Origin of the sequence: Streptomyces sp. NPDC058534, assembly GCF_042717365.1 — a bacterium.
Classification (GTDB): Bacteria; Actinomycetota; Actinomycetes; order Streptomycetales; family Streptomycetaceae; genus Streptomyces.
This window is the reverse complement of record NZ_JBHXNW010000072.1, coordinates 10869-36065: the sequence shown is the minus strand read 5'-3', so window position 1 is coordinate 36065 and position 25197 is coordinate 10869. Positions and strand designations below refer to the sequence as shown.

Here is a 25197-nt window from a genome sequence, read left to right as displayed (position 1 = left end):
TGTCACATGATGCCGCGCTCACTGGCACGCGGTGCCGGAGGTGAGCGGCTTCGGCGGGGCGCGGAGTGCGGCGAGACGCGGCGCGGAGTGCGGCGAGACGCGGCGCGGAGTGCGGCGAGACGCGGCGCTGGGGAGCCTCACCGGGCTGGGGTTAGCCCGGTGAGGCTCGTCGGCCCGGAGGCCCGCAGGGGTGCGGGTCTCCGGTGTGCGGGTCGGACGGTCCCCACCCCAACGGGGACCGGCCGACCCATCCGCGGAGTTTCGGCCCGAGGGAGGCCGACGGCTTTCGACCGTCTCGGGCTGCCGCTTCGCGGAGTCTGTGGGTGGGACGGGGGTACGGCAGGGGTACGGGAGTGCGGGCGCGTCGACGGACGCCGTCGGGCGCATCCGCCCCGGGGGCCTCAGACGCGCGCTCGCGACAGGGAGGTTCCGCCGGTCAGGCGGGAGAGACCGGGATGTCCCGGAACGCATCCCGGGTCTCGCCCACGTCGGCACGCTCCAGGGCCACGGCTACGAGCCGGAACGGGATCCGGTGATGCGGGGTGACCGCGTGAGTGTCACCGTGACGCGGCATCCCCTGATCGTCACCGCTCGTGGTACCCAGCGATCCGTCGGGAGCGCCGGTGGGCGCGTGCCGGGTGGGGGCGTATTCGGTGGACGCCGGGGTGGTTCGGCGGGGGTTGCCGGAGTGCGGCACCGGCGGTTCCGCGCCGCCCGCCACCGCGACCGGGCCGTGACCGTGGCCGCCGTGCGCCGAGTGGTCGGTGGCGTCGGTGTCGGTGTCGGTGCGGGGTTCGGTGGCCTCGGAGGGGGCGGAGGGGGCGGAGGTGCCGGCTCCGTCGGAAGGATGCGCGGAGTCGGCTTCGGCCGGTTCCGACCGGCGATGGTCCGGAACGTACGGGTCGGCCGAACCGTCCGAACTGCCGGCCCCGGACGGGTTCGGCAGCTCCGACAGCGGAGGCAACGACGGCCACGTGGAGACCGAGAGGTCGGAGGAGCCGGGGTCGGAGGAACCGGGGCCGGAGGAACCGGGGTCGGAGAAGCCGGGGTCGGAGTCGGAGTCCGAAGCGGCGGAGGGAAGTGACAGCGCCTCAGTCACCTTCTCCACCACGTCCCCGACGGCGGAGAGGGAGTCCTTCGGCGGGAGGAGGTCCGACTCACGGCTCTCCTTCGCCGGACGCTCCACCGGCACGTCGACGACCTGCCTCACGGTGTCCCGCAGGGACGGCGCCCCGTCGGCCGCCTGCGCCCGCTCCCCGCAGACCACCCCGAGCACGAACAACCCGCCCACCAGCAGCGCCACGTGCAGGGCACGCCGCCCGGCCGCCGTGCTCATCACGCGCAGAGCGGCACCGGGCAGGACTACTGACAGGATCAAGAGGGGGAGATTCCTCCCGTGCGGCGGCGGAACGGCTAGCGCGTCGAACAACGCGTCGATGACGCGCGATCCTCGCACGGGACTCCGCGGGTTGTGCAAGCCCTTCATTACCGATGGGTAGCCATGTCCGTTTTACCGGCAGGAATCGGCCACCTCGGATCGACAAATCGTCACCCGGCGTCCGGTATCGGCAGGGGCCGCCTCTCGATCGCCGCCGCCATCACCTCCGGGAAGTGGTCGGGCGTGCACGCGAACGCGGGTGCGCCCAGCGCGGCGAGCGCCGCCGCGTGCTCCCTGTCGTAGGCGGGCGTCCCCTCGTCGGACAACGCCAGCAGCGTCACGAACCGCACGCCCGCCGCCTGCATCGCCGCGACCCGTCTGAGCATCTCGTCCCGGATGCCTCCCTCGTAGAGGTCGCTGATCAGCACGACCACGGTCTCCGCGGGCCGGGTGATCCGCGACTGGCAGTACGCCAGGGCCCGGTTGATGTCCGTACCGCCGCCGAGCCGCGTGCCGAAGAGCACGTCGACCGGGTCGTCCAGCTGGTCGGTGAGGTCGACGACCGCCGTGTCGAAGACGACGAGCCGGGTCTCTATCGACGGCATGGACGCCAGCACCGCCCCGAACACCGACGCGTACACGACGGACGCCGCCATCGACCCGGACTGGTCGACGCAGAGGACGACCTCCTTCTTCACCGACCGGGACGCCCGCCCGTAGCCGACGAGCCGCTCCGGCACGACCGTCCCGTACTCGGGCAGGTAGTGCTTGAGGTTGGCGGAGATCGTGCGGTTCCAGTCGATGTCGTGGTGCCGGGGCCGGGTGACGCGGGCACTGCGGTCCAGGGCGCCGGTGAGGGTGGCCCGGGTGCGGGAGGCCAGCCGCTTCTCCAGGTCCTCGACGACCTTGCGCACGACGGTCCGCGCCGTCTCCTTCGTCGTCTCCGGCATCGCCTGGTTGAGCGAGAGCAGGGTGCCGACCAGGTGCACGTCGGCCTCCACCGCCTCCAGCATCTCCGGCTCCAGCAAGAGCGTGGCGAGACCGAGCCGGTCGATCGCGTCCCGCTGCATGACCTGTACGACGGAGGAGGGGAAGTACGTCCGTATGTCACCCAGCCAGCGCGCGACGGCCGGTGCGGAGCCGCCGAGCCCCGCCGCACGGTCCCGTCCGCCCCGCGCCGCGGCCTCCTTCCCGTAGAGCGCGGTGAGCGCCCCGTCCATCGCGGCGTCCTGCCCGGAGAGCGTGCGGCCAGTGCCGTCGGCCGGGTCCCCGCCGAGCACGAGCCGCCACCGCCGCAGCCGCTCCTGCGCCGTGTCGGCCCTCACCGGCTCGGTCGTCATGCGTCCACCCCCACCAGGTCGTTCCCGTCAAGGCCGTTTCGCGCCGGGTCGATTTCCGACGGTTGGTTCCTCACGAGGCCGTCGCCCCCCGGGTCGCTGCCCTCCAGGCCCAGCAGCAGCCGGACCACCGGGAGCACCGCGTCGGCGCGCTCGGTGTCGAGGCCGGCCGCGAAGCCCGGTATCCCGGGGCCGGCCGTGGTCACACTCCCCCGCGCCTGCGGTCCGCGCCGGACCAGCTCACCGAGGCTCCGGCGCACCCCCGGCTCGTAGGCCGCGAAGGTGCGTCGCAGCAGCGGCAGCACGTCCGTGAACGCCTCCGCCGACACGCCGGTCAGCCAGCCGTCGACCAGGGCGAGCAGCCGTTCGTCGTGGAGGAGGAGCATGCCGCCGCCCGAGCCGCCTCCGACGAAGCCCTCGATCCACGCCGCCGCGTCCGCCGGCGGTGTGCCCCGGGAGAGCGCCAGGCCCATGAACCGCGCGACCTCGTCCGCTGCCAGCACACCGTCGTCCAGCAGGATCCGTACGGCACGCCCCCGGACGACACCGGGAACGACGTCCCGCGCCGAAAGGGTCCGCAGTACCTCCTGCCAGCGGGACCGCAGGCCGCCGTGGCCCGGCGCGGAGGTGTCGCCGAGCAGGCCCACCGCTCCGTGCACGGCGTCCACGTGGCCGCGCATCTCGTCGGCCGCGTCGGCGTCCAGGGCGGCGCAGGCCGCCGGCAGGCCGACGAAGACGCGCTCGGCGAGCCCCGCGGCGACCTCCGCCAGCGCGCCGGTGTCGGTGCCGCGCACGTCGCCGTAGCGCAACGAGCGGACCAGGGCCGGCAACGCCCGCGCGAGGTGGCCGACGTCCGTGTCGAGCGCCGCGCGGTCGGCGAGTATCCGCATCACCGGCGTGAGCGCGTCCGGCAGCCCGGCCAGCAGGCAGCGTTCGGCGAGTGCGGTGACGTCGGCGAGGTCGCGTGCGGTGACGGCGTCCGCCTGAGCCTTGGCGGTCGCGGCGGCGAGCACGGTCGTGCCCCACACCCCGGCCTCGGCGACCCGCACCGACAGCTCCGGCTCCCAGCGCAGCCGCCACGTCTCCCGGAACGTCCCCGTACCGCCCCGGGAAACGGCCGGCTCGCCCCAGCCGACGCCGAGCAGCCGCAGCCGGTGCAGCAGTCTGCCGCGGCTCGCGTCGGTGTCCTTGCGCAGGTCGAGTTCCAACTCCCGGCGCCGCGCCTCCGGCTTGAGCCGCAGCCGGCGCTGGATCCTGGCCAGGTCACGCTGCAAGGGCACCGCGGGCGCCCCCGCGGGGACCTCCCCCAGCACGTCCCCCACCACCAGCCGGTCCCGGACCAGCGCCAGCGGGACGTCCGAGCCGTCGCACATCACCGCCCGCACGGCGTCCGTCGTCTCGCTCAGCCCGGGCAGCGGGCGCCCGCGCAGCACCGCGAGCGTCCCGGCCAGCCGCACCGCCTCGATGACGTGCGCCGAGGAGACGATCCGGCCCTCGTCCCGCAGCAGCCCGGCCACTTTGGTCAGCCACCGCTCGACCGGCCGGTCCGCCGCGCCGAACAGATGCGCGTACCAGCCGGGCGACTCGATGCCCGCCCCGTACCCACCAAACCGGGACAGCCGTCGGTGCGTCCAGGGCACCCACGTCAGGTCCACCTTGGTCCTCGGCAGGCCCTTCAGCAGGGCCCGGTCGGCGGTGGCGGTGACCTTGCGCCGGAGCGCGGGCACGTGCCACGCCCCGCACACCACGGCGACGCCCCGGGCGGACTCCCGCTGCGCCGCCCGCACCTGGAGCCGCATGTACGCCTCCCGCACCAGGTCACGGTCGTCGTGTCCGCCGCCCTCCTCGGTCTCCTCGGTCTCCTCGGTCTCCCGCAGGGCTCCCATGGCCTCTTCCAGCGCCGTGAACGGCGCGAGCGCGTCCCCGTCTCCGGGGCCGCGGTGTTCGACGACGTCCTCCCACCAGCGCTCGGGGTCGTCATGACCGGCGGCCCCGGCGAGGGCGGCGAGCGGATCGACCCGGACCTCGGGGGCGGACGCACCGGACCGGCCCCCTGGTCCCGCCCCCGGCTCCTCGCCCGTCCTCTCCGCGTCCTGCCCCTCCTCCGACTGCCAGGCCAGCGAGTGCGCGGCCGGGAGGTCGATGAAGCGGGCCGGCACGTCGTGTTCCAGGGCCCAGCGGAGGGCCACCCACTCCGGGGAGAACTCGGCCAGCGGCCAGAAGGCCGAGCGTCCGGGCTCGTCCACGGCGTGCGCGAGCAGCGCCACCGGTGGCCGCATGTCCTCGTCGGCGGCCAGCGGGATCAGGGCGTCGGCCTCGGGCGGCCCCTCGATCAGCACGACCCCCGGCCGAGCCGACTCCAGCGCCGCCCGTACCGCCCGCGCCGACCCCGGACCGTGGTGACGCACGCCCAGCAGCAGCGGTCCGGGCGCGCCATCGGCCCCGCCGCGGTCAGTGCCCGTCACACCGTCCCCCTCGCCCACCGGGCCGCCGCCCACGGGCCCACCGCCCCCGAGTCCACAGCCTGCGTGCCCACGTCGCGTCCTCGTCGTCCCCCGTCGCCCCGGCCACCCGCGTCTCCGCTCCGTGTCGCGTCCGCGCCCGCGTCCACGCCTCCGCGCCGTTCACACGCTCACCTCGCGGCAGGCGCGGTAGAAGTCCTGCCAGCCGTCACGCTCCCGGACGACCGTCTCCAGGTACTCCTGCCAGATGACGCGGTCGGTGGCGGGATCGCGGACGACCGCGCCGAGGATGCCCGCGGCGATGTCGCCGGGCCGCAGCACCCCGTCACCGAAGTGGGCGGACAGCGCCAGACCGCCGGTGACCACGGAGATCGCCTCGGCCGTGGACAGGGTGCCGCTGGGCGACTTCACCTTCGTACGCCCGTCGCTCGTCAGCCCGTCGCGCAGCTCCCGGAAGACGGTGACGACGCGGCGGATCTCCTCGATGCCGTCGGGAGTCGGGGGCAGGTCTAGGGAGCGGCCGATCTGGTCGACGCGGCGCGTGACGATCTCGACCTCGGCCTCGGCGCTCTCGGGCAGCGGCAGCACCACGGTGTTGAAGCGTCGTCGCAGGGCGCTGGACAGGTCGTTGACCCCGCGGTCGCGGTCGTTGGCGGTGGCGATCAGGTTGAAGCCGCGGACCGCCTGCACCTCCTGGCCCAGCTCCGGTATCGGCAGGGTCTTCTCCGACAGGATGGTGATCAGGCTGTCCTGCACGTCGACCGGGATGCGGGTCAGCTCCTCCACCCGCACGGTCGTGCCGTCCGCCATGGCCCGCATGACCGGACTGGGCACGAGGGCGTCGCGGCTCGGGCCGTCGGCGAGCAGCCTCGCGTAGTTCCAGCCGTAGCGGATCGCCTCCTCCGGGGTGCCGGCGGTGCCCTGCACCAGCAGGGTGGAGTCGCCGCTGACGGCCGCCGCGAGGTGCTCGGACACCCAGGTCTTCGCGGTGCCGGGCACGCCGAGCAGGAGCAGGGCGCGGTCGGTGGCGAGCGTGCTGACGGCGACCTCGACGATGCGGCGCGAGCCCACGTACTTCGGGGTGATCACGGTGCCGTCGGGCAGGGTGCCGCCGAGCAGGTAGGTGGCGACGGCCCAGGGCGACAGCTTCCACCGGGCCGGGCGCGGACGGTCGTCCTGCGCGGCCAGCGCGGCCAGTTCGGCCCCGAAGGCCTGCTCGGCGTGGGGCCGCAACCTCTCGACCCCGGACATCGCTTCTACGGACACAGGCATGGCTGATTCCCCCTCCAGCTCGGCCGGTTCGATCTGTCATCCACGATGCACCACGCCACTGACAATCGCTCTGACCTGCGAAAACACTCTCCCTCGGGCCATTGTCAGTGGGAGGATCTACCTTCGATGTCATGACTCAGCAGGGGGTGCGCTGGACCGCGGACCAGGTGCTGGCACTGGCACCTGACGTCGCGTCACGTGAAGCGGGCGGCAGGTTCGGGGCGGCCGGTCCGTGGTCCGAGGTGGGGAGTTCCGACGAGGGGGCGGTGTGGGGGCTGTGCAAGGGGAGCGGCAGCGAGCCGTATCGGACGGTCGTCGACGTCGCGGACGGGTCCGGGCCCGCATATCGGTGCGCGTGCCCGAGTCCCAAGCTCCCGTGCAAGCACGCGCTGGGGCTGCTGCTGCTCTGGTCGGGCGGGGGCGTCGCGATGCCGGGGGCGGCAGCGCCCGAGTGGGCGGAGCGGTGGATCGCCGGACAACGCGAGCGCGCGGAGGGGAGAGAGGGGACGGGGACGGCGAACTCGTCGCCGGGGCGCGGGTCCGGGACCGCTGATCCGGAGGCGGCGCGGCGCCGGGCCCTGCAGCGGGCCGGGCGGATCACCGCGGGCGCGACGGAGCTGGAGCAGCGGCTGACGGACCTGCTGCGCGGCGGTCTGGCCGGCGCCGAGCAGGCGGGCTACGGGCTGTGGGAGGAGACGGCGGCCCGCATGGTCGACGCCCAGGCCCCGGGTCTGGCCGCACGCGTGCGGGAGCTGGGCTCCATACCGTCGTCGGGCCCCGGCTGGCCGGTCCGGCTGCTGGAGGAGTGCGCCCTCCTCCACCTGCTCGACCAGGGCTGGCTGCGCCGCGAGGGCCTGCCCGACGGACTGGCGGCGACCGTCCGTTCGCGCGTGGGTCTGCCGGCGTCCGCGGACGGCCCGCCGGTGCGGGACCGCTGGCTGGTCCTCGCCCAGTACGACACCGCGGACGGGCGGCTGACGACCCGTCGCATCTGGTTGTACGGCGCGGAGACGGACCGGACCGCGCTGCTCCTCTCCTACGGCGCCGCGGGCAGGGCACCGGAGTTGGCGCTGCCGGTGGGGCTGACGCTGGAGGCCGAGGTGTCGGCGTACCCGGGCGCCGGACAGCGGCGGGCGGCCCTGGGGCGGCGGTTCGCACAGCCCGCGACCACGGAGATACGCCCGAGAGGAGTGACCACGTCGAGGGCGGCCGTCCGGTTCGGCGAGGCCCTCCGCGACGACCCGTGGCTGGATTCGGTGCCGTTGACGCTGGGGCGCGTCGTCCCGGTGCCGGACGGCGACTCGTGGCAGCTGGCGGACGCCGACGACGACACCGCGCTGCCGCTCGTGTCGGGCGCCGGAAACCGGGCGGGCGTCTGGCGGCTGGCCGCGCTGTCGGGCGGTGCGCCCGTCACGGTCTTCGGCGAGTGCGGCCACCGGGGCTTCACTCCGCTGACGGCCTGGCCGGCCGGCCCCGGTCCGGCGGTGCCGCTGTACTGACACGTCAGACGTCGGTACCGGCGCGTCCCATGCCCGCACCTGCCGCGTCCCATGCGCATACCTGCCGCGTCCCACGCCCGCACCGACACGCTCCAGGCCATGGACCAAGAGGGAACCAGAGGGGAACCGCATGACCAGCACACCCACTCCCCCGGACACACCAGCGCCGACGACGGCCTCGACGGCCTCCTGGGAGGAACTCGTCACCGCCGCCCTGCTCGGTACGGACCGGCGTACGCCGCCGGGAAGCGAGCCCGGACCGGGTGCGCCGGCCGCGCTGCTGGACGCGGCCGCGGCGGAGACTGTTCGTCGCCGTGCCGGGCTGCGGCCGGCCCGTGCGGCGCGGCGCCCCGACCCGGCTCCCGAGGATCCGCGCCCGCCCCTGCCCGCCGCGGCCGCCCGGCGCCTCACGATGCTGCTCGCCGACCGTCCCGGCTCCGCGGCCGGCGGGCGCCGGGGGACCGCGCCCGATCTGATGGAGCTGCTGCCCCAGTGGCTGGCGACGGCCAACGCGCGCGGTTTCGCGGCACCGCCCGAGGCGCTTCCGGCGCTGCTGGACGCGGCACGTGGGCGCACGGACCTGCGGCCGGCGGCGTTGAGGTTCGCGGGGCCCCGTGCCCTGTGGCTGGCCCGGCTGAATCCGGACTGGCGGTTCGCCCTGCGTGCCACGCCGGGCGGCGGGACCGCGCTGCCCGGTCCCGGCGCCGCGGACCGGGTGCGGCGGCTCTGGGACGAGGGCCTGTTCGCCGAACGGGTCGCCCTGCTGGCGGGCCTGCGCGCCCGCGACCCGGCCGGCGCGCGCGGGCTGCTGGCCTCGACCTGGGCGACGGAGCGGGCCGAGGACCGGCTGATGTTCCTCGACTCGCTGCGGACCGGGCTGGCACCGGCGGACGAGCCCTTCCTGGAGCAGGCGCTGGCCGACCGCAGCCGCAACGTACGGGCGACGGCGGCGGAGTTGCTGTCGGCACTGCCGGACTCGGCGCTGGCCGCGCGGATGGCGGCGCGGGCCGTGACCTGCGTGTCCCTCGACCGCGCCCCGGACTCCCCGGCGATCGCCGTCGAGGCGCCGCACGAGTGCGACGCGGGCATGGAGCGGGACGGCGTGGTGGCCAAGCCGCCCGGCGGACGGGGAGAACGGTCCTGGTGGCTCGGCCAGTTGGTCGAGGCGGCCCCGCTCGCGACCTGGCCGGCTCGGCTCGGCGGACGCGGCCCCGAGGAGATCGTCGCCCTGCCGGTGGCGGACGGCTGGCAGAGCGAGCTGCACGCGGCATGGTGCCGCGCGGCGGTACGACAGCGCGACGGCGCGTGGGCGCGGGCGTTGCTGGGAGCGCCCACGGCGCCCGAGGCCGGCGGTCCCGGCGCGGTGTCCCTGGCCGAGCGGGCCAAGCTGCTCGGCACGCTGAAGGCGGGTGAACGGGCCGATTGGGTGGCCGGTTTCATCGCTACGCACGGACTGTCCGAGGCGTTCCAGCTGCTCGGCATGTGCGGGGTGCCGTGGGCGCCGTCGCTCGGACGTGCCGTGGTGGACGCGCTCGACATCGCCCGGGACGCCGGGAGTTATCCGTGGAGCTTCAGCGGCGTCATGGGGCTGGCCGAACGCTGCCTCGACTCCGCGGAGGCAGGCCGCCTCGACGGCCTGCAGGCGATACCGGACGAGTCGGAGGACGCGTCGCCGGGCGCAGGGGGTTACTGGGCGGAGGCGTTCCAACGGCTCGTCACGACACTGCGGTTGCGGGCGGCGATGGCGGAGGAGCTGGGAGCGGGGTAGGACGTGGCGCAGTCGTGGAGCCGCCCGCACCCCACGGCCGCCCAAGAGCCGTTGGGACGGCGCACGGCCCGCACCGACGGAGCGGGCGGCTACGCCTCCGCGTGTTCCCGCACGTTCGCGCGGACCCAGTTCACGATCGACGCCGTCGTGGCGCCGGGCGTGAAGATCTCGGCGACGCCCTTCTCCTTCAGCGGAGCGATGTCCGCCTCGGGGATGATCCCGCCGCCGAAGACCAGGATGTCCGCCGCGTCCCGCTCCCGCAGCAGCGCGATCACGGCGGCGAAGAGCGTGTTGTGCGCACCGGAGAGGATGGACAGCCCGATCGCGTCGGCGTCCTCCTGGATCGCGGTGTCCACGATCTGCTCGGGTGTCTGGTGAAGCCCGGTGTAGATGACCTCCATACCGGCGTCACGCAGGGCCCGCGCGATCACCTTGGCCCCGCGATCGTGGCCGTCGAGCCCCGGCTTGGCCACCACCACGCGGATCGGACCGGCTGCCACACCCATCACTGCCTCCATGAAGCGACTACATCCATCCGTACCGACAAGTACCGCACACTTCGCCGACGCCGTACACAGGAGCACGGCACTCAAAGCCGCACATGGTGCGTGAAGGCCGCAAAGCGCGCACCTTCGCGACACGGAGGTCCCGCACCGCGGCGTCCGGGAAGTGAACGAACGCTATCGCCAGCATCCCGCAACCGGCAGTTTCACGGTGGATACAGAGGGGGAAATCACACGGTGGGACACGTTCGCCGCGCACCGCACCAGGGCGCGGCGGCATCACGCGCACGGAGAGCCGCAGCGAGGGCGGGACGGGGAAGCAGCGGGCGGCCTCGTCGCCGTATCACCGACACCACAGGCCAGACGAGACCCACGGGCAAGACGAAACCCACAGGTCAGACGAGACCCACGGGACACCCCTGGCTCGGATACGGCACGTCGACACACCCATCCGGGTAGACCTCGCAAACATCACGAAACACTGGTGTCACGGCGCTCTAACGAGGGCACACGGGGGACAGAGGCGTCCCTGCGCGTGCCGGACGGAGGTCGGCCCATGAAGGTCACCACGGCAGCACTGCCCCTTCTTCCGCTTTTTCAGCGTCTCCTCCCGGGCTTGCCCGGCCTGCCCGGAATCCCGGGACTGCCGGAACTGGCGAGCCTCCCCGGACGACTGACCGGGCTCTCCCTGACCCTCCTCAAGGCGAGCGCCCTGGAGGTCGCGATCCTCGCCGGGCATCTGCTCCTCTATCCCTCGGGGATCATCCAGGAGCGCCGCCCCGCCCTGACCCTCCCGCCCGTCGGCTCGCGGGCCCCGGAGCCCTCCCCGCCGGCGCCCCGGCTCCCGGCCCCCGCAGGCACGCCGGTCGTCCTGCTGCACGGCTTCATCGACAACCGCTCTGTCTTCCTGCTGCTGCGCCGCAGCCTGGCCCAGCACGGCAGGCACCAGGTCGACTCGCTGAACTACTCCCCCCTGACCTGCGACATACGCACGGCGGCCGAGTTGCTCGGCCGGCACATCGAAGAGATCTGCGAGCGCACCGGCAGCGAGCGGGTCGACGTCGTCGGGCACAGCCTCGGCGGGCTGATCGCGCGGTACTACGTGCAGCGGCTCGGCGGTGACCTGCGGGTCCGGACGCTGGTGACGCTCGGCACCCCGCACTCCGGCACCCGCGTGGTCCCGCTGGCCAACGCGCACCCGATCGTGCGTCAGATGCGCCCCGGGTCGGCGGTGATCGAGGAGTTGTCCCGGCCCACGCCGGGCTGCCGTACGCAGTTCGTCAGCTTCTGGAGCGACCTGGACCGGGTGATGGACCCGCTGGAGACGGCCTGTCTCGACCACCCCGACCTGACCGTGCAGAACGTACGGGTGAGCGGCATCGGCCACCTCGCGCTGCCGGTGCACCCCGCCGTGGCCACGGGGATACGGGAGGCACTGGACACCATCGAGGCGGAGACCGGCACGGAAGCGGATGGACGAGCGGGATCAGGTGGACGAGCGGGAGCGGGCGGACGAGCCGGTGGTCTGACGGTCGCCTGACTCCGAAACAACCCGTTCAGTATCGAACGCGACTCGAACAAAAAGCCAAACTCGTGCCCGCCGTCCCCCAAAACACGGCCGATTGCCCGTTTCCTGCGCCAGCGAAACCTGACGAAGATTGTCGTGCCCGTATACCGCCGGGTACAGTCGCCGCACTGCTCTGGCAGCCCCTGTTGTCGAGGCGAAAGAGAAGTTGGTGAACGACCGTCACCCGTCGGGGACCACGACCACCCCGGCTTCGGCTTCCGACGCCGCATCGGCGCATTACGCGTCGTACGGCACAGGGGAGGCCCAATACGGCGACCTCACCACGTACGGCGGCTACGACACCACTGGTTTTCCGACCACCGGCACCGCCCCCGCGGCCTTCGACGCGGATCCCCTCTTCGGCAGCCTGCCGGGCCACACCACCGGCACCTACGACACGACGGGCTCGTACGGCACCACGGGCGCCTACGACACCAGCCAGTGGTCCGACGGCGGCGGGCAGCCGCACTACGACGCGTACGCCGCCCAGCACCACACCGGCTACGGCTCCGGGACCTACGACGCGACCGCGTGGACGGCCGGATACCAGGAGCCCGCCGGCGTGCAGCCGCAGGCCACGGGCGTCGAGGCCACCGGACAGTGGGACACCGGCGCCTGGACCCAGCCGGCCCAGTCCGGCAGCCCGGCCGACGGGACCCAGCAGTGGGACTGGGGCACGCAGACCTTCGAAACCGGCAGCTTCGAAACCGGCAGCTTCGAGACCGGCGCCTTCACCACCGGCACCCTGGACACCGGCGCTTTCCAGACAGTCGCCTTCGACGAGACGGCCGCCTTCGAGACGACCACCTTCGAAACAGGCGCTTTCGAGACGACCACCTTCGAAGCCAACACCTTCGCCACCGGCACGTTCGACACCGGCGCCTACGACGCCACCCAGTGGAACCCCGACGGCACCACGGCGAACCCGGCGGAGCCCGCAGCAACGCAGGACGCCACCCCGGACATCCTGTCCGCCGGGGACGAACCGGCCCCGCACGAAGGCGAGTTGGCCGCCGCCGGCGAACTCCCCACCGTGACCGCCCTCCTGGACGACCAGGAGGAGATCACCCCGGCCCCCCGCATCCCGGCCGCGCGCGGCGCCTCCCGGGCCGGGGCGCGTTCCCGCCGCCGCCAGCCCGCCAAGCGCTCCGCGCTGCTGACCATCGCCGTGCCGTCGGCCTGCGTGATGAGCGTCGCCGGTATCGCGGCCGCCTCCGTCGGCAGCCTCACCGGCGACGAGGGCACGGAGACCACGGCGGCGGCCGCGGACCCGGGCGGGCAGCAGGCCGCGCCGGTGAAGCCGTCCACGGCCAACAACAAGCTGGACACGCAGCTCACCAGCCTCGCCGCCGGAGCCGACGACTTCGCCGACCGGGCCAGCCGGACGCAGGAGCGCATCGACCTCAAGGCCCAGCAGGCGGCCGAGAAGAAGCGCGCGGCGGAGGAGGCGGCCCGCAAGGAGCGGCTGCGCCCCAAGTTCGCCCTCCCGGTGGCGCAGCACGGCCTCAGCGCGTACTACGGGCAGGCCGGCATCAACTGGATGTCCGTGCACAGCGGCATCGACTTCCCCGTGTCGTACGGGACGACGGTGATGGCCGCGACCGACGGCACGGTCCGTACGCAGTACAACAGCGCGTACGGCAACATGATGATCGTGACGGCGAAGGACGGCACGGAGACGTGGTACTGCCACCTCTCCAGCTACCAGGTCCCCTCCGGTACGACGGTGAAGGCCGGCGACGCGATCGCCTTCTCCGGCAACTCGGGCAACTCGACCGGACCGCACCTGCACTTCGAGGTGCGCCCCGCGGGCGGTTCGGCGATCGACCCGCTCTCGTGGCTGCGCAGCCACGGCCTGAACCCTTAGTGACGCCGTAGCGTCTCAGCCGCCGGCCCGCCCCCGGGGCGTGCGCCGACCGGCCGCGGACCCGAGCCGCAGCCCGGGCCCGCGCGGCCCGTCCCGCACCGTCAGAGCTTCTCCACCGGCGCGTACCGCAGCAGCAGCCGCTTCGGCTTGGGGTCGCCGAAGTCGATGGTGGCCTCGGCGTTGGACCCGGTGCCCTTGACCCCGACGACCGTCCCGAGCCCGAACTGATCGTGCGTGACGCGGTCGCCGACCGCCAGGGACACCGTCGGCTGCTCCGCGCCGGCGGACCGGCGGGTGGCGAAGCCGGACGCGCCCGACGCCGAGGAACGGGAACGGGACGACGACAGCGAGGCCGCCAAGCCCGAGACCGGCGCGGAGGGAGCCGGTCCGTTCGCCCCGGTGCGCTTCCACTCCAGGTGGGGGGCCGGGATCTCCTCCAGGAACCGCGAGGGCGGGTTGTAGGAGGGCTGGCCCCAGGCGCTGCGCAGCGTGGACCGGGTCAGGTAGAGCCGCTCGCGGGCGCGCGTGATGCCGACGTACGCCAGCCGCCGCTCCTCCTCCAGCTCCTTGGCCTGGCCGAGGGCGCGCATGTGCGGGAAGACGCCGTCCTCCATGCCGGTGAGGAAGACGACCGGGAACTCCAGGCCCTTGGCGGTGTGCAGGGTCATCAGGGTGACGACGCCGTCGCCGTCCTCGTCGTCCGGGATCTGGTCGGAGTCCGCGACCAGGGCGACCTTCTCCAGGAAGTCGGCCAGGGTCCCGGCCTCCTCGCCCTCGGCGCGCTCCTGCTCGAACTCCAGGGCGACGGCCGCGAGTTCCTGGAGGTTCTCGATGCGGGTCTCGTCCTGGGGGTCGGTGGAGGCCTGCAACTCGGCGAGGTATCCCGTGCGTTCGAGGATGGCCTCAAGGACGGTCGCCGGTCCGGCGCCGGACTCGACGATGGTGCGCAGGTCCTCCATGAGCGTGTTGAACCGCCTGACGGCGTTGGCGGAGCGCGCCGCCATGCCATACGCCTCGTCGACGCGCTTGAGCGCCTGCGGGAAGCTGATCTTCTCGCGCTGCGACAGGGCGTCGATCATCGCCTCGGCCCGGTCACCGATGCCGCGCTTGGGGACGTTGAGGATCCGGCGCAGCGGCACCGAGTCCTCGGGGTTGGCCAGCACCCGCAGGTAGGCCAGGACGTCCCGGACCTCCTTGCGCTCGTAGAAGCGGACGCCGCCGACGACCTTGTAGGGCAGGCCGGTGCGGATGAAGACCTCTTCGAAGACCCGGGACTGCGCGTTGGTGCGGTAGAAGACGGCGACGTCGCCCGCCTTGGCCTCGCCCGCGTCCGTGAGGCGGTCTATCTCGTCGGCGACGAACTGGGCCTCGTCGTGCTCGGTGTCGGCGACGTACCCGGTGATCTGCGCGCCGGCGCCCTGGTTGGTCCACAGGTTCTTGGGCCGACGGGACTCGTTGCGCTCGATGACCGCGTTGGCGGCGGTGAGGATGGTCTGGGTGGAGCGGTAGTTCTGCTCCAGGAGGATCGTCGTCGCGTTCGGGTAGTCCTCCTCGAACTGGAGGATGTTGCGGATGGTGGCGCCGCGGAAGGCGTAGATCGACTGGTCGGCGTCGCCCACCACGCACAGCTCGGCGGGCGGGACCTCGGCCTCGGGCGGCACGTCGACGGGGTGCTCGGAGGTGCCGACCAGCTCGCGCACCAGGGCGTACTGGGCGTGGTTGGTGTCCTGGTACTCGTCGACCATGACGTGCCGGAAGCGGCGGTGGTAGTGCTCGGCGACGTCCGGGAAGGCGCGGAGCAGGTTGACCGTAGTCATGATCAGGTCGTCGAAGTCGAGGGCGTTGGCCTCGCGCAGCCGCGACTGGTACATGGCGTAGGCCTGGGCGAGGGTCTTCTCGAAGCCGTCGGCGGCCTGCGCGGCGAAGTCCTCCTCGTCGATCAGCTCGTTCTTCAGATTCGAGATCTTGGCGCTGAAGGACTTGGGCGGGAAGCGCTTGGGATCCAGGTCGAGGTCGCGGCAGACCAGTGCCATGAGCCGCTTGGAGTCGGCGGCGTCGTAGATCGAGAAGGACGACGTGAAGCCGAGCCGCTTCGACTCGCGGCGCAGGATGCGCACGCAGGCGCTGTGGAAGGTCATCACCCACATCGCGTTGGCGCGCGGGCCGACGAGCTGCTCGACGCGCTCCTTCATCTCACCGGCGGCCTTGTTGGTGAAGGTGATCGCGAGGATCTGGCCCGGGTGGACACTGCGCTCGGCCAGCAGGTGGGCGATGCGGTGGGTGAGCACGCGGGTCTTGCCGGAGCCGGCGCCGGCCACGATGAGCAGGGGGGAGCCGGAGTGCACCACGGCGGCTCGCTGGTTCTCGTTCAGCCCGTCCAGGAGGGCGGCCGGGTCCAGGGCGGGGCGCGGGGCGCCGTCCCGGTAGTACCGGTCGCGCTCTGGAGGCGCGTCGAACTTCCCGCCGAACAGATCGTGCGGGACCGGCTCCGGTCCGTGATCGTCCTCGGGCGGCGGCGGGGGTTCCTCCTCGTGACCCCGGGGGGTCTGGAGGCTCGCCAGGAAGCTGTCGTCAAAGAGGCTGCTCATCGCTCTCCGAGTCTAGGGCGCCCCACCGACAACCCGGCGCCGCCCCGGAAAATGGCCGGGACACCGCCCACCGGCACGCCCTGCGACGTGGTGCGACACGAAGAGTGACACCCGCGGCCAAGGTCACGAAAATGTATCGGGCATATCACCCACCAACCTTCACAGCGGCCACACGAGTTGGCTACGGTGCGGGCAGGCCGAACGACCCCCTCCGGCGAACCTCGCCGGGCCGCGCGGCCTCCGCCGAGTCCGACGTGCCCGTCACGGCACCCGGAGCCGGGGACCCAACCGAGAACTTGGGGTGAATCGGCCGTACCGCCCTCGACGAGGACGGTCCCGCCGTAGGGCAACCCTTCCGTGCCGCCCGAACCCGACAGCTAACCCGGTAGGCGGAGCACTGGAAGGAGCGCCTCCTTGGCGTCGCACCGCAAGTCGCGCCCCACCGGTTCACGCGTCGCGGGCATACGGGCCCCGGCCATCGCCACGGCGGCCCTCACCTCCGTCGCCCTGCTGTCCCAGACAGCGAACGCCACGCCGTCGGACGACGACAGGCCGAGCCTCGAAGAGGTCGAGAAGAAGGTCGACGACCTCTACCGGCAGGCGGGGTCGGCCACCGAGAAGTACAACGCGGCCAAGGAGAAGACCGCCAAGCAGCGCAAGCGCGTCGACACCCTCCTCGACGACGTGGCCCAGCGCACCCAGAAGCTCAACGAGGCGCGCGAGGAGCTGGGTTCCTTCGCCTCCGCGCAGTACCGCACGGGCACGGCGGTCCCGGAGACGGCGACCTTCCTGCTCGCGGACTCGCCGCAGGAGTACTTCGACCAGAACCAGCTGATGGGCCGGCTCACCGGCCGTCAGAAGATCGCGGTCGACGACTACGTCACGCAGCAGTCCGAGACGATGAAGAAGCGCCGGGAGGCCACCGAGAGCCTGGAGACGCTCACCGGCTCGCAGAAGGACCTGAAGACGGCCAAGTCGACCGTCCAGAAGAAGCTCGCCACCGCGCGTGAGCTGCTGTCGGAGCTGACCGCCGAGGAGAAGGCCCGGCTCGCGGCGATCGAGAAGAAGAAGCAGGAGGCGGCCGCCCGCAAGGCCGCGGAGCTGGCCAAGCAGCAGGCCGAGCAGCAGGCCGAGCAGCAGGCCGAGCAGCAGGCCAAGCAGCAGGCCGAGGAGCGCGAACGGCGGGAGGAGGCCGCGCGGCAGGAGAGCGGCGGCACCTCCTCCGGTTCCTCGGAGTCCTCCGGCACCGGTTCGTCGGGGTCGTCGACGCCGGACTCCTCGTACGGCACCAAGGCCGAGAAGGCGCTCGGCTTCGCCCGCGCCCAGATCGGCAAGCCGTACGTCTGGGGCGCCACCGGCCCCGGCTCCTACGACTGCTCGGGCCTCACCCAGGCCGCCTGGAAGGCCGCGGGGGTGACGCTGCCGCGCGTCACCTACGACCAGGTCAACGCCGGCACGACCGTCCCCGTCTCCCAGGCGCAACCCGGTGACCTGGTCTTCTTCTACGACGACCTCAGCCACGTCGGCCTCTACATCGGCAACGGCATGATGATCCACGCCCCGAAGCCGGGCGCGTACGTGCGCGAGGAGTCGATCTTCTACGACGGCGAGTCGTCGATCCACAGCGTGGTGCGACCCGCCTGACCGGCGCGGCTCTCTAGCATCGGGGGCATGTCGTCAGGCACGTCGTCAGGCACGTCGTCAGGCTTTCCCCCCTCCCCCCTGCGCGCCTGGTGGGCGCAGCGTCCACCGGCGGCCGGGGCCGCGGTGATGGCGACCGGCATCCTGTCGGTCGCCCTGCATATGACGGGACACGAGGTCCTGTCCCGCATCGCCCTGTTCCTGGCCTGCGCCGCCTGGCTGACCCTGGCGGCGAACTTCGTCTACCTGCTGCTGGTCGAACGCCCGCAGTGGCTGACGCGGGCGGGGACGCCGGGCGCGCTCACCGCGGTCGCCGCGACCACCGTGCTCGGCACCCGGTTCTCGCTGCACGGCTGGACGACCCTGGCGGCGGCGCTGCTGGCGCTGGCGGCGCTGCTGTGGCCGGTGCTGCTCCTCCTGGTCGTGCAGCACTGGGGGCGCAGGATGCCGGGGACGGTGTTCCTGGCGTGCGTGGCCACGGAAGGGCTGGCGGTGCTCGGCGCCACGCTGTCCGCGGTCACCTCTACGCCCTGGCTGGCGCACGCGGCGCTGGTGCCGTTCTGGCTGGGGATCGTGCTCTACCTGATCGCGCTGTTCCGCTTCGATCTGCGGCAGGTGGCCCGGGGCTCCGGTGACCACTGGGTGGCGGGCGGAGCGCTCGCCATCTCGGCCCTCGCCGGCGCCAAGCTGCTCGCGGCGGCCGGGACCGGCATGTACCTGTGGAACTACGACGACAGCGCCGTGCTGCACGACGTGACCGTCTTCCTGCTCACCCTCGACCTCGCCTGGTTCGTCGTCCTGCTGGTCGCCGAGATCGTCTGGCCGCGGGTCCGCTACGACGTACGGCGCTGGTCGACGGCCTTCCCGCTCGGCATGACGGCCGCGGCGACGCTGTCCGTGGCCGCCGCGATCGACGTCGCGTGGCTGGACACGCCCGGCCGGGTCCTGCTGTGGATCGCGGTGGTCGGGTGGCTGGCGGTAGCGGCGGGGGCGGTCGCCCAGGCCCGGGCCGGGCTGCGGTCCGCGGGCGCGGACGCCTCCGCCGTCAGGTCCACAGCACCGCGATGAAGATGTTCGCGACCGTCAGCAGGCCCACGAGGCCGAACAGGGGCTTGTCGACCTTCTCGTCGTCGCGCTTCACGTAGACCAGGCCGAGGATCACGATCAGCAGGGCGAGCTTCACGCCCATCTTGACGTTGTCGACGGACTGGTCGTCGGCCTGGTTGAGGCCGATCAGGACGGCGCCGGTGACCAGCATCGTCAGCGCGCCGTGCAGCATCGCGGGGACGAAACGGGCCGTGCCCCGGCCCATCGCCTTCATCTGGGTCAGGAAGCCCCCGAGGAGCGCGGCGATGCCGATGATGTGCAGACCGACGAGGAGGTGGATGAGTACGTCCATGAGGCCGGAGCCTAATGAGAGGCCGGACACGGTCCGACACCGGCCCGGCCACGCCTGAGCCGCCCCGGCGCATATATGCGTCCCATAACAGCTCAGGTCCCTCACCCGCCCCCGATCGGGCAGCTCGGTCATCACCCCGTGTGAAGGCGACGGCCGCCGGACGGGCACGCGGTCATATGCGTACGCGGGCCGATCCGGTACCGCCACTTCCGCGCATCCCGTCACCGGACCGTTACCGAGGCGCCTAGCGTCCTCCCCCAGGCAGCCGGAGCGGACCGGAGCCGACCCGGCACAGGCCGGAGTCGAGTCGTACGGAAGGACGTGGATCGCAGGTGGGAACGCACCGCAGGCCGCGACAGCGCGTGACGGGCGGCGGCAGGGCCCGTACGGCGGCCACCATCACCCTCGCGGGCGCGGCCACCGCGACGGGCCTGGGCGGGACCGGTCACGCCGACCCGCAGCCGACGGCGGCCCAGGTCAGGGCCAAGGTCGACAAGCTGTACCAGCAGGCGGAGGTCGCGACCGAGAAGTACAACGGCGCCAAGGAGAAGGCGGACGCCGCCGAACAGCGTCTGGAGAAGCTGCGGGACCAGGCCGCCCGCAAGGAGGACCGGCTGAACTCGGCCCGGGAGGCGCTGGGATCGGTCGCCGCGGCGCAGTACCGCAGCGGCGGTCTCGACCCGGCCCTGCAGCTCGCGCTCTCCGCCGACCCCGACCGGTACCTCGACGGCGCCGCCTTCGTCGAACGCGCGGGCAGCAGGCAGACGGCCGCCGTGGGCCGGGTGCGCAAGGAGCTGCGGGACATCGAGCGACTGCGTGGCGCCGCCCGCGTCGAGCTGACCTCGCTGACGTCACGCCGGGCCGAGCTGAAACGTCACCGCGAGACCGTCACCGGCAAGCTGGAGACGGCCCGGCGGCTACTGTCCCGGCTGACCGCCGAGGAACGCGCCCGCGTCGGCCAGGGCACGGGTGACCGCGCGTCCCGCTCGTCGGCGGGCGACCGGGAGCCACTGTCTGCCCCGTCCGCCCAGGCCCCCAACTCCCGTGCCGCGGCGGCCGTCGCCTACGCCTACCAGAAGCTCGGCAGCCCCTACGTGTGGGGCGCGACCGGCCCGGACGCCTTCGACTGCTCGGGCCTCACCCAGGCCGCCTACCGCGCCGCCGGCGTCTCCCTGCCCCGCACCACCTACGCCCAGATCGACGCTGGCCGCCGCGTCGCCCGGTCCGAACTCCTCCCAGGCGACCTCGTCTTCTTCTACTCCGGCATCAGCCACGTCGGCATCTACGTCGGCAAGGGACAGATGATCCACGCCCCGAACCCGTCGGCTCCGGTCCGGGTGGCGCCCGTCGACCAGATGCCGTTCGCGGGTGCGGCGCGGGTGGTGTGACGGCTTGACGGCGACGGTCGCGGGCGGCCAGAGCGGCTTCGCGGGCGAGGACGACGGCTCGGGGGACGTGGGCCGACACGCCCTTCTGCACGCCGTGCTCGGCATCGCCGCGCAGCGCGACCGTCCGAAAGCCCTGGCACAGGCCACCGACGAAGGCCACGGGGCGCCCCGGTGCACCGCACTCAGTGCACTCCGGCATGAGACGGCCGACGAGGCGGGTTCCGGGGGCGTCCGGCTGCAAATCGACCTGGTTCGAACTTGTGTACCTGCCGCACGGTCGGCATGAGGAGTTGCTGTGACGCGACGCGTAGGCGGGCGTTGAACACGGGGACTCAGACAGGGGAGGTGAACCTCATGAGCGAGCTCTATCGTTTCGAGATCGAGCCGGAGGTGCGCGCATGGCTGCAGGGCCTCAGTAACCACGATTTCAAGCGCGTCGCCGAAGTGGCCGGCCTGCTGGCGGAACTGGGGCCAGAGCTCGGTGGGCCATGGTCCGATCACCTTGAGGGGCCACTGCGTGAGCTGCGGCTCCGCTTCCGGGATGTCGCCCCGCGCATCACGTACTGGATGGCCCCCAACCGCACCGTCGTACTACTGACCGTCTTCCGGAAGACGAAGCAACACGATCAGGCACAGATCGACAGGGCCGTACGTGCCCAGAAGATCTGCGAGGCCGAGCATTATGGACTGGTGACAGACGTGTTCACGAGGGAGGCATGATGACGGGCCAGCATGCACGCTGGGACCCATCGGGCGCCGAAACCGACGACCCCGAGCGGATCGCCATCCGGGAGGCGCTGGTTTTTGGCAAGGCCCTGTACGACCGCCGCACGGCCCTGGGCCTGACCTCGGTGGAGTTGGCCGAGCGAGCGGGGATGACTCAGGACGAGATCGAGTGCATCGAAGAGGGCGGAACCGAGCCCACCGTTGGCCTCTTGCGTACTCTGGCTGCCGCCCTGGACGCGGATGTCAAGCTGACGGCCGGGCACGACCTCGGTTCGCTGTGGTTCGAGGCGCACGCCGCGTGATCACGGCTCGCGTTCGGACTCCCCTACGTGTGGGGCGCGACCGGTGCGGACGCCTTCGACTGCTCGGGCCTCACCCAGGCCGCCTACCGCGCCGCCGGAGTCTCCCTGCCCCGCACCACCTACGCCCAGATCGACGCGGGCCGCCGCGTCGCCCGGTCCGAACTCCTCCCCGGCAACCTGGCCTTCTTCTACTCCGGCATCAGCCACGTCGGCGTCTACATCGGCAAGGGCCAGATGATCCACGCCCCCAACCCGTCGGCACCGGTCCGGGTGGCGCCCGTCGACCAGATGCCGTTCGCGGGGCGGCGCGAGTGGCGTGACGGCCCGTTCGTTTCAGGCGCCGGTACGGGCGTGCGTGACGAAGGCGGTCCAGGCGGCTCCGGCGACCGCGAAACGGGGGCTCTGGGGGCCGAGCTTCGAGTCCCGGACGTGAATGGTGTGGGGGCAGGGGGCGACTTCGAGGCAGTTGCCACCCTGGCTGTCGCTGTGGCTGGACTTACGCCAGTCGAGGGCGACTTCGAGGCAGTTGCTGCCTTCACTGTCGCTGTAGCTGGATTTGAACCATCTCAGGCGGTCACTCACTGCCCCTCCGCCACCCCCTCCGATGAATTCGGCAGACTCCTCAACACTGAGAGCGTGCATGCGGATCATGTCATGCTTGCGTGACAGTTCACTGACCTTGCCAGGATTGACGTATAGAGCACTCGTTCCCTGCCCCTCAGCAAAGGCATAGAGCTCATGCTCCTCGGTCTCCAGCAGGACGCTCGGGCCATTGAGGGCAACTCCCCCGCAGCGGCCGAACGGCAAGATCTGGATCGACACGTTGCGAAGCAGACCGACCTCCAGCAGGTGCCGCAACTGCTGGCGCATGACGTCCTCTCCGCCTACACCGGTATGTAGCGCAGCTTCGTAGACAAGGAAGCCGTACATCACGCCGAACTTGCGCCGGATCGCATCTGCCCTTCGCAGCCTGGCGGCGACGCGCTCGTTCACTGTCTCGTCATCAAGGGGCGGACAACTGCCGCCGATCAGCGCCTGCGCGTACTCCTCCGTCTGCAGCAACCCGGGAATGAGCAGCGGCTCGTAGCACGAGAAGCCGATGGCCTCGGCCTCGATGGCCATGAACTCCTGCGACCGCGCCGGGAACGGCTCCGGCTTCAGATACTCCTGCGCCGCGACCAGCTTGCCGCCCGCCCCGCAGACCTGGTCCGCGACCTGCAACAGCCGCAACGTGGGCCGACGGCGGCCGTTCTCCATCGACTTGACGTACTCGTAATCGTACCCGGCCTCCTTGGCCAACGCGTCCCGGCCGACACCCGCGTCCGTACGCCACATCTTGATCTGGCTGCCGCAGTACCGCCACGCGATCGGTGGCTGGGAGTTCACCTCGGTCGACACGCGCACCTCCGCCGGGACCACGCAGGGTACAACCACCCGCTGTACGCGCTCCGTTACTCGTGAGGCTACGCGCCGGCCGCGACGGTGTTCTCGCCAACCGCGAAACACCGACGCAAGGGATGAACAGCGCATGCACACCCCGTGGCCGCCGCTGCCTACGACAGCGCCCCCGAAACATCGAGTGGCGGCTACGGCGTCACGCGCGCAGCGTGGGCCCGGCACGGGCCCTGTTCCGCGAACAGGCGGCCTCCTGGGAGCTGCCACAGGACTTGAATCCTCCCCCCCCTGAAGGGAAGGGGATTCCTGGCTCAGGCTGCGCCTGGAGCGGCGCTTCAGGAGGTCTTGTGCCATCGGCACCAGCCGGGTTGAGACCAGCCCGGACGAGCATGACGCGTGCGGAGTTCTTGTCCCGTGGGGACGCGGTTCCGCAGGCGGTGCAGGTGTAGGTGCGCTCACCCAGCGGCAGTGCGTGCTTGGCTCTCGCTCCGCACTGCGCGCAGTCCATCGTGGTGTACGCGGGTGGACCAGGCGGATGTCCCGCCCGTGTTTGCGGCCCATCTCGATCAGGGCGGCCTTGGTGGCGCCGATGGCGGCGTCGGCGGCTTTGCGGGCCATCGTGGACTTGGCCAGGAACTTCGGGCGGAAGTCCTCGACCGCGATGGAATCGTGGTCCCGGACGGCCTTCTTGGCCCACTTGCGGCCGGTGTCCGCACGCTGCCTCGCCACCTTCTTGTGGGCATTCGCCCGCAGCTTCTTCGCCGCACGGTAGCCCCTCGACCCGGGTCGGGGATGTACACCCGCTTCACCGGCTTTGGCAGGCAAGTGCGCGATTCCTGGATCTCCCGGGCAAGGCGCGAACGCCCTCCAGGGGTCAGAATCACTTCCCCGTCAACTCCTGCGGTGTTGCGGCCAGCATTCTGCTGCGTGACTCGCCGCACACTTACGAGCGTGTTGCTTCTCGATCGCAGCATGAGCTTTTGCAGGTTGCGGACCTTCTTCAGGTCTCCATCCTGCGACGCCTTGAAGATCCGTTGGCGGAGTCGTCGTACGGCCCGCTCTTCCCTGGCCCAGCTAATGCTGTGCCAGTCCCGGGAATCGTCTTCCGGTCCGTTCGACACCCCTTGCGGGTTGTCGCCCAACTTGCCCTTCAGTTCCGATCCCTCCCCGTCTTCTCTTCAAAGTTCCACCAGATCCACGTCAGCTCCCTTTCGGGCCGGACATCAGCCCGTACCCGACGGGTTATGCCGGTGACATCAGAGCCTGTCACCCGGTTTTCCCCCGGCCTTTCGACCTGTCGGCCTTTGCTTCTTGGATCCTCCTACTCCCGCTGCGCCATCAACTTCCCTCACAGGTTGCCTACTGCCTTCGCAGAGCACATCGGGGTTTCCACGTTCCGCACTCCCAGATACGACGTAGCAGGGTGCCCCCTCTACCCCGAGCTCGGCGGTGTCCTTCTCTCCGTGTACCTATTCACGTCGAGCGCCTGGCGCTCTTCCACGCCTAGAGCCTGTCGTCCCGTCTTGCTCTCGCCTATCGGAACGTCCGTTTCACGGGGCATAACCAGGGGTTCGCTCGTGCTCACCCATCTCCGCCTTCCCCTTGCCTGTCAACCCTCAGCGAATAGGGTTCCCTTGGGCGTTTCCCCCGGCTTCGCACCCCGCCGTTACCGGCGACGCACGCGGGGGTGGGGACTGACCTTGGACACTGGTCTGGGACCTGTCCCTACTGTTCCTCTCTCTGCGGGACGATCCACTGGGTTGGTGCGACCTCGTGTCGCACTACGTGTACCGGGCATGCCTGACCCCCGCACCCACATCCGCCCCCGCCTCCGCCATCTCACCCCCCTTCACAGCCGCGGCCAGGAACCGTGCCGTCCCGACCCCCGCGAAGGACCATACGTACGACAGCCGCACAAACACCCCCGATCCCGCAACCGCCACCCCCACAATGGACCACAGGCACAAGTGTTCACATCACCCCAGCGGCACGGCAGTGACAGCGCTATGGGCGCTCCGCGCCCTGGACCGGATTCGGGGGCGCGCCGCGGCGCGCCACCCCGCGGGGCTTTGAGCCCCCCGGGTACCCCCGCGCCGCCACCCCAC

At 71.9% G+C, this 25197-nt stretch carries 18 protein-coding genes, 3 pseudogenes and 1 riboswitch; of the genes and pseudogenes, 11 read left to right on the top strand and 10 right to left on the bottom strand.

Annotation, left to right across the window (positions count from 1 at the left end; all coding sequences use genetic code 11):
- Positions 1-436: 436 nt before the first annotated feature.
- From ACFWR9_RS33170 to ACFWR9_RS33155, 4 genes are all read right to left on the bottom strand, one after another.
- The gene (locus ACFWR9_RS33170) at positions 437-1378 is read right to left on the bottom strand and encodes a hypothetical protein (RefSeq protein WP_383848654.1); all 942 of its coding nucleotides are present in this window, start codon (positions 1376-1378) and stop codon (positions 437-439) included.
- Between the two features lie 170 nt (positions 1379-1548).
- Positions 1549-2718, bottom strand: coding sequence for a vWA domain-containing protein (locus ACFWR9_RS33165; protein ID WP_383848652.1), 1170 nt, complete (start codon positions 2716-2718; stop codon positions 1549-1551).
- Positions 2715-5180, bottom strand: coding sequence for a DUF5682 family protein (locus ACFWR9_RS33160; protein WP_383848649.1), 2466 nt, complete (start codon positions 5178-5180; stop codon positions 2715-2717). The genes ACFWR9_RS33165 and ACFWR9_RS33160 overlap by 4 nt, the downstream gene beginning before the upstream one ends.
- Before the next feature lie 159 nt (positions 5181-5339).
- A complete protein-coding gene (locus ACFWR9_RS33155; RefSeq protein ID WP_383848647.1) occupies positions 5340-6449 on the bottom strand; it encodes an AAA family ATPase in 1110 nt (369 codons plus the stop codon).
- Between the two features lie 131 nt (positions 6450-6580).
- Here ACFWR9_RS33155 and ACFWR9_RS33150 point away from each other — a divergent pair, with 131 nt between their 5' ends.
- Both ACFWR9_RS33150 and ACFWR9_RS33145 read left to right on the top strand, forming a co-directional pair.
- Complete coding sequence (locus ACFWR9_RS33150) at positions 6581-7948, top strand: SWIM zinc finger family protein (RefSeq protein WP_383848644.1); 1368 nt, start codon at positions 6581-6583, stop codon at positions 7946-7948.
- A gap of 130 nt (positions 7949-8078) precedes the next feature.
- A complete protein-coding gene (locus ACFWR9_RS33145) occupies positions 8079-9716 on the top strand; it encodes a DUF5691 domain-containing protein (protein ID WP_383848642.1) in 1638 nt (545 codons plus the stop codon).
- Between the two features lie 89 nt (positions 9717-9805).
- Here the strand turns inward: ACFWR9_RS33145 and ACFWR9_RS33140 are convergent, their stop codons facing one another.
- Complete coding sequence (locus tag ACFWR9_RS33140) at positions 9806-10222, bottom strand: cobalamin B12-binding domain-containing protein (RefSeq protein ID WP_125492772.1); 417 nt, start codon at positions 10220-10222, stop codon at positions 9806-9808.
- Between the two features lie 553 nt (positions 10223-10775).
- Between ACFWR9_RS33140 and ACFWR9_RS33135 the strand changes: the two genes are divergently transcribed.
- Complete coding sequence (locus tag ACFWR9_RS33135) at positions 10776-11759, top strand: esterase/lipase family protein (protein ID WP_383848639.1); 984 nt, start codon at positions 10776-10778, stop codon at positions 11757-11759.
- A 196-nt stretch (positions 11760-11955) separates the two neighbouring features.
- Positions 11956-13653, top strand: a complete 1698-nt coding sequence (locus ACFWR9_RS33130) for a peptidoglycan DD-metalloendopeptidase family protein (protein ID WP_383848636.1) — start codon at positions 11956-11958, stop codon at positions 13651-13653.
- Between the two features lie 101 nt (positions 13654-13754).
- Here ACFWR9_RS33130 and pcrA read toward each other — a convergent pair whose 3' ends face one another.
- On the bottom strand, positions 13755-16241 hold the full coding sequence (pcrA, locus tag ACFWR9_RS33125; protein WP_383848634.1) for a DNA helicase PcrA: 2487 nt from the start codon (positions 16239-16241) through the stop codon (positions 13755-13757).
- Positions 16242-16472: 231 nt separating this feature from the next.
- Positions 16473-16650, top strand: a riboswitch (cyclic di-AMP (ydaO/yuaA leader).
- A 5-nt stretch (positions 16651-16655) separates the two neighbouring features.
- Here pcrA and ACFWR9_RS33120 point away from each other — a divergent pair.
- Together ACFWR9_RS33120 and ACFWR9_RS33115 are read left to right on the top strand one after the other, a co-directional pair.
- Complete coding sequence (locus ACFWR9_RS33120) at positions 16656-17885, top strand: NlpC/P60 family protein (RefSeq protein ID WP_383848631.1); 1230 nt, start codon at positions 16656-16658, stop codon at positions 17883-17885.
- 27 nt (positions 17886-17912) lie between these two features.
- A complete protein-coding gene (locus ACFWR9_RS33115) occupies positions 17913-18950 on the top strand; it encodes a tellurite resistance/C4-dicarboxylate transporter family protein (RefSeq protein ID WP_383848628.1) in 1038 nt (345 codons plus the stop codon).
- Here ACFWR9_RS33115 and ACFWR9_RS33110 read toward each other — a convergent pair.
- Entirely contained in the window at positions 18928-19281 is a 354-nt protein-coding gene (locus tag ACFWR9_RS33110) for a hypothetical protein (RefSeq protein WP_383848625.1), read from the bottom strand. The genes ACFWR9_RS33115 and ACFWR9_RS33110 overlap by 23 nt on opposite strands.
- Before the next feature lie 332 nt (positions 19282-19613).
- Between ACFWR9_RS33110 and ACFWR9_RS33105 the strand changes: the two genes are divergently transcribed.
- From ACFWR9_RS33105 to ACFWR9_RS33085, 5 genes and pseudogenes are all read left to right on the top strand, one after another.
- Entirely contained in the window at positions 19614-20669 is a 1056-nt protein-coding gene (locus ACFWR9_RS33105; protein ID WP_383848622.1) for an NlpC/P60 family protein, read from the top strand.
- 4 nt (positions 20670-20673) lie between these two features.
- Entirely contained in the window at positions 20674-20955 is a 282-nt protein-coding gene (locus ACFWR9_RS33100) for a hypothetical protein (RefSeq protein WP_383848619.1), read from the top strand.
- 68 nt (positions 20956-21023) lie between these two features.
- Positions 21024-21389 (top strand): type II toxin-antitoxin system RelE/ParE family toxin, encoded by a 366-nt coding sequence (locus ACFWR9_RS33095; RefSeq protein WP_383848616.1) that lies wholly within the window; start codon positions 21024-21026, stop codon positions 21387-21389.
- Entirely contained in the window at positions 21386-21697 is a 312-nt protein-coding gene (locus tag ACFWR9_RS33090; protein ID WP_383848613.1) for a helix-turn-helix domain-containing protein, read from the top strand. Before ACFWR9_RS33095 ends, ACFWR9_RS33090 begins: the two co-directional genes overlap by 4 nt.
- 15 nt (positions 21698-21712) lie before the next feature.
- Positions 21713-22000: pseudogene (locus ACFWR9_RS33085) on the top strand (C40 family peptidase); the annotation flags it as partial.
- A 30-nt stretch (positions 22001-22030) separates the two neighbouring features.
- Here the strand turns inward: ACFWR9_RS33085 and ACFWR9_RS33080 are convergent.
- From ACFWR9_RS33080 to ACFWR9_RS33070, 3 genes and pseudogenes are all read right to left on the bottom strand, one after another.
- A complete protein-coding gene (locus ACFWR9_RS33080; RefSeq protein WP_383848611.1) occupies positions 22031-23095 on the bottom strand; it encodes a Scr1 family TA system antitoxin-like transcriptional regulator in 1065 nt (354 codons plus the stop codon).
- Between the two features lie 319 nt (positions 23096-23414).
- A pseudogene (locus tag ACFWR9_RS33075) lies at positions 23415-23872 on the bottom strand (zinc ribbon domain-containing protein); the annotation flags it as partial.
- 122 nt (positions 23873-23994) lie between these two features.
- A pseudogene (locus ACFWR9_RS33070) lies at positions 23995-24213 on the bottom strand (reverse transcriptase N-terminal domain-containing protein); the annotation flags it as partial.
- Positions 24214-25197: the final 984 nt, after the last annotated feature.

What these genes read in the sequence shown, in the direction of transcription:
- ACFWR9_RS33165 (WP_383848652.1), bottom strand. Translation starts at nt 2,718, where the DNA reads ATGACGACCGAGCCGGTGAGGGCCGACACGGCGCAGGAGCGGCTGCGG.
- ACFWR9_RS33155 (WP_383848647.1), bottom strand. Translation starts at nt 6,449, where the DNA reads ATGCCTGTGTCCGTAGAAGCGATGTCCGGGGTCGAGAGGTTGCGGCCC.
- ACFWR9_RS33150 (WP_383848644.1), top strand. Translation starts at nt 6,581, where the DNA reads ATGACTCAGCAGGGGGTGCGCTGGACCGCGGACCAGGTGCTGGCACTG.
- ACFWR9_RS33145 (WP_383848642.1), top strand. Translation starts at nt 8,079, where the DNA reads ATGACCAGCACACCCACTCCCCCGGACACACCAGCGCCGACGACGGCC.
- ACFWR9_RS33140 (WP_125492772.1), bottom strand. Translation starts at nt 10,222, where the DNA reads ATGGGTGTGGCAGCCGGTCCGATCCGCGTGGTGGTGGCCAAGCCGGGG.
- ACFWR9_RS33135 (WP_383848639.1), top strand. Translation starts at nt 10,776, where the DNA reads ATGAAGGTCACCACGGCAGCACTGCCCCTTCTTCCGCTTTTTCAGCGT.
- pcrA (WP_383848634.1), bottom strand. Translation starts at nt 16,241, where the DNA reads ATGAGCAGCCTCTTTGACGACAGCTTCCTGGCGAGCCTCCAGACCCCC.
- ACFWR9_RS33115 (WP_383848628.1), top strand. Translation starts at nt 17,913, where the DNA reads ATGTCGTCAGGCACGTCGTCAGGCACGTCGTCAGGCTTTCCCCCCTCC.
- ACFWR9_RS33110 (WP_383848625.1), bottom strand. Translation starts at nt 19,281, where the DNA reads ATGGACGTACTCATCCACCTCCTCGTCGGTCTGCACATCATCGGCATC.
- ACFWR9_RS33095 (WP_383848616.1), top strand. Translation starts at nt 21,024, where the DNA reads ATGAGCGAGCTCTATCGTTTCGAGATCGAGCCGGAGGTGCGCGCATGG.
- ACFWR9_RS33090 (WP_383848613.1), top strand. Translation starts at nt 21,386, where the DNA reads ATGATGACGGGCCAGCATGCACGCTGGGACCCATCGGGCGCCGAAACC.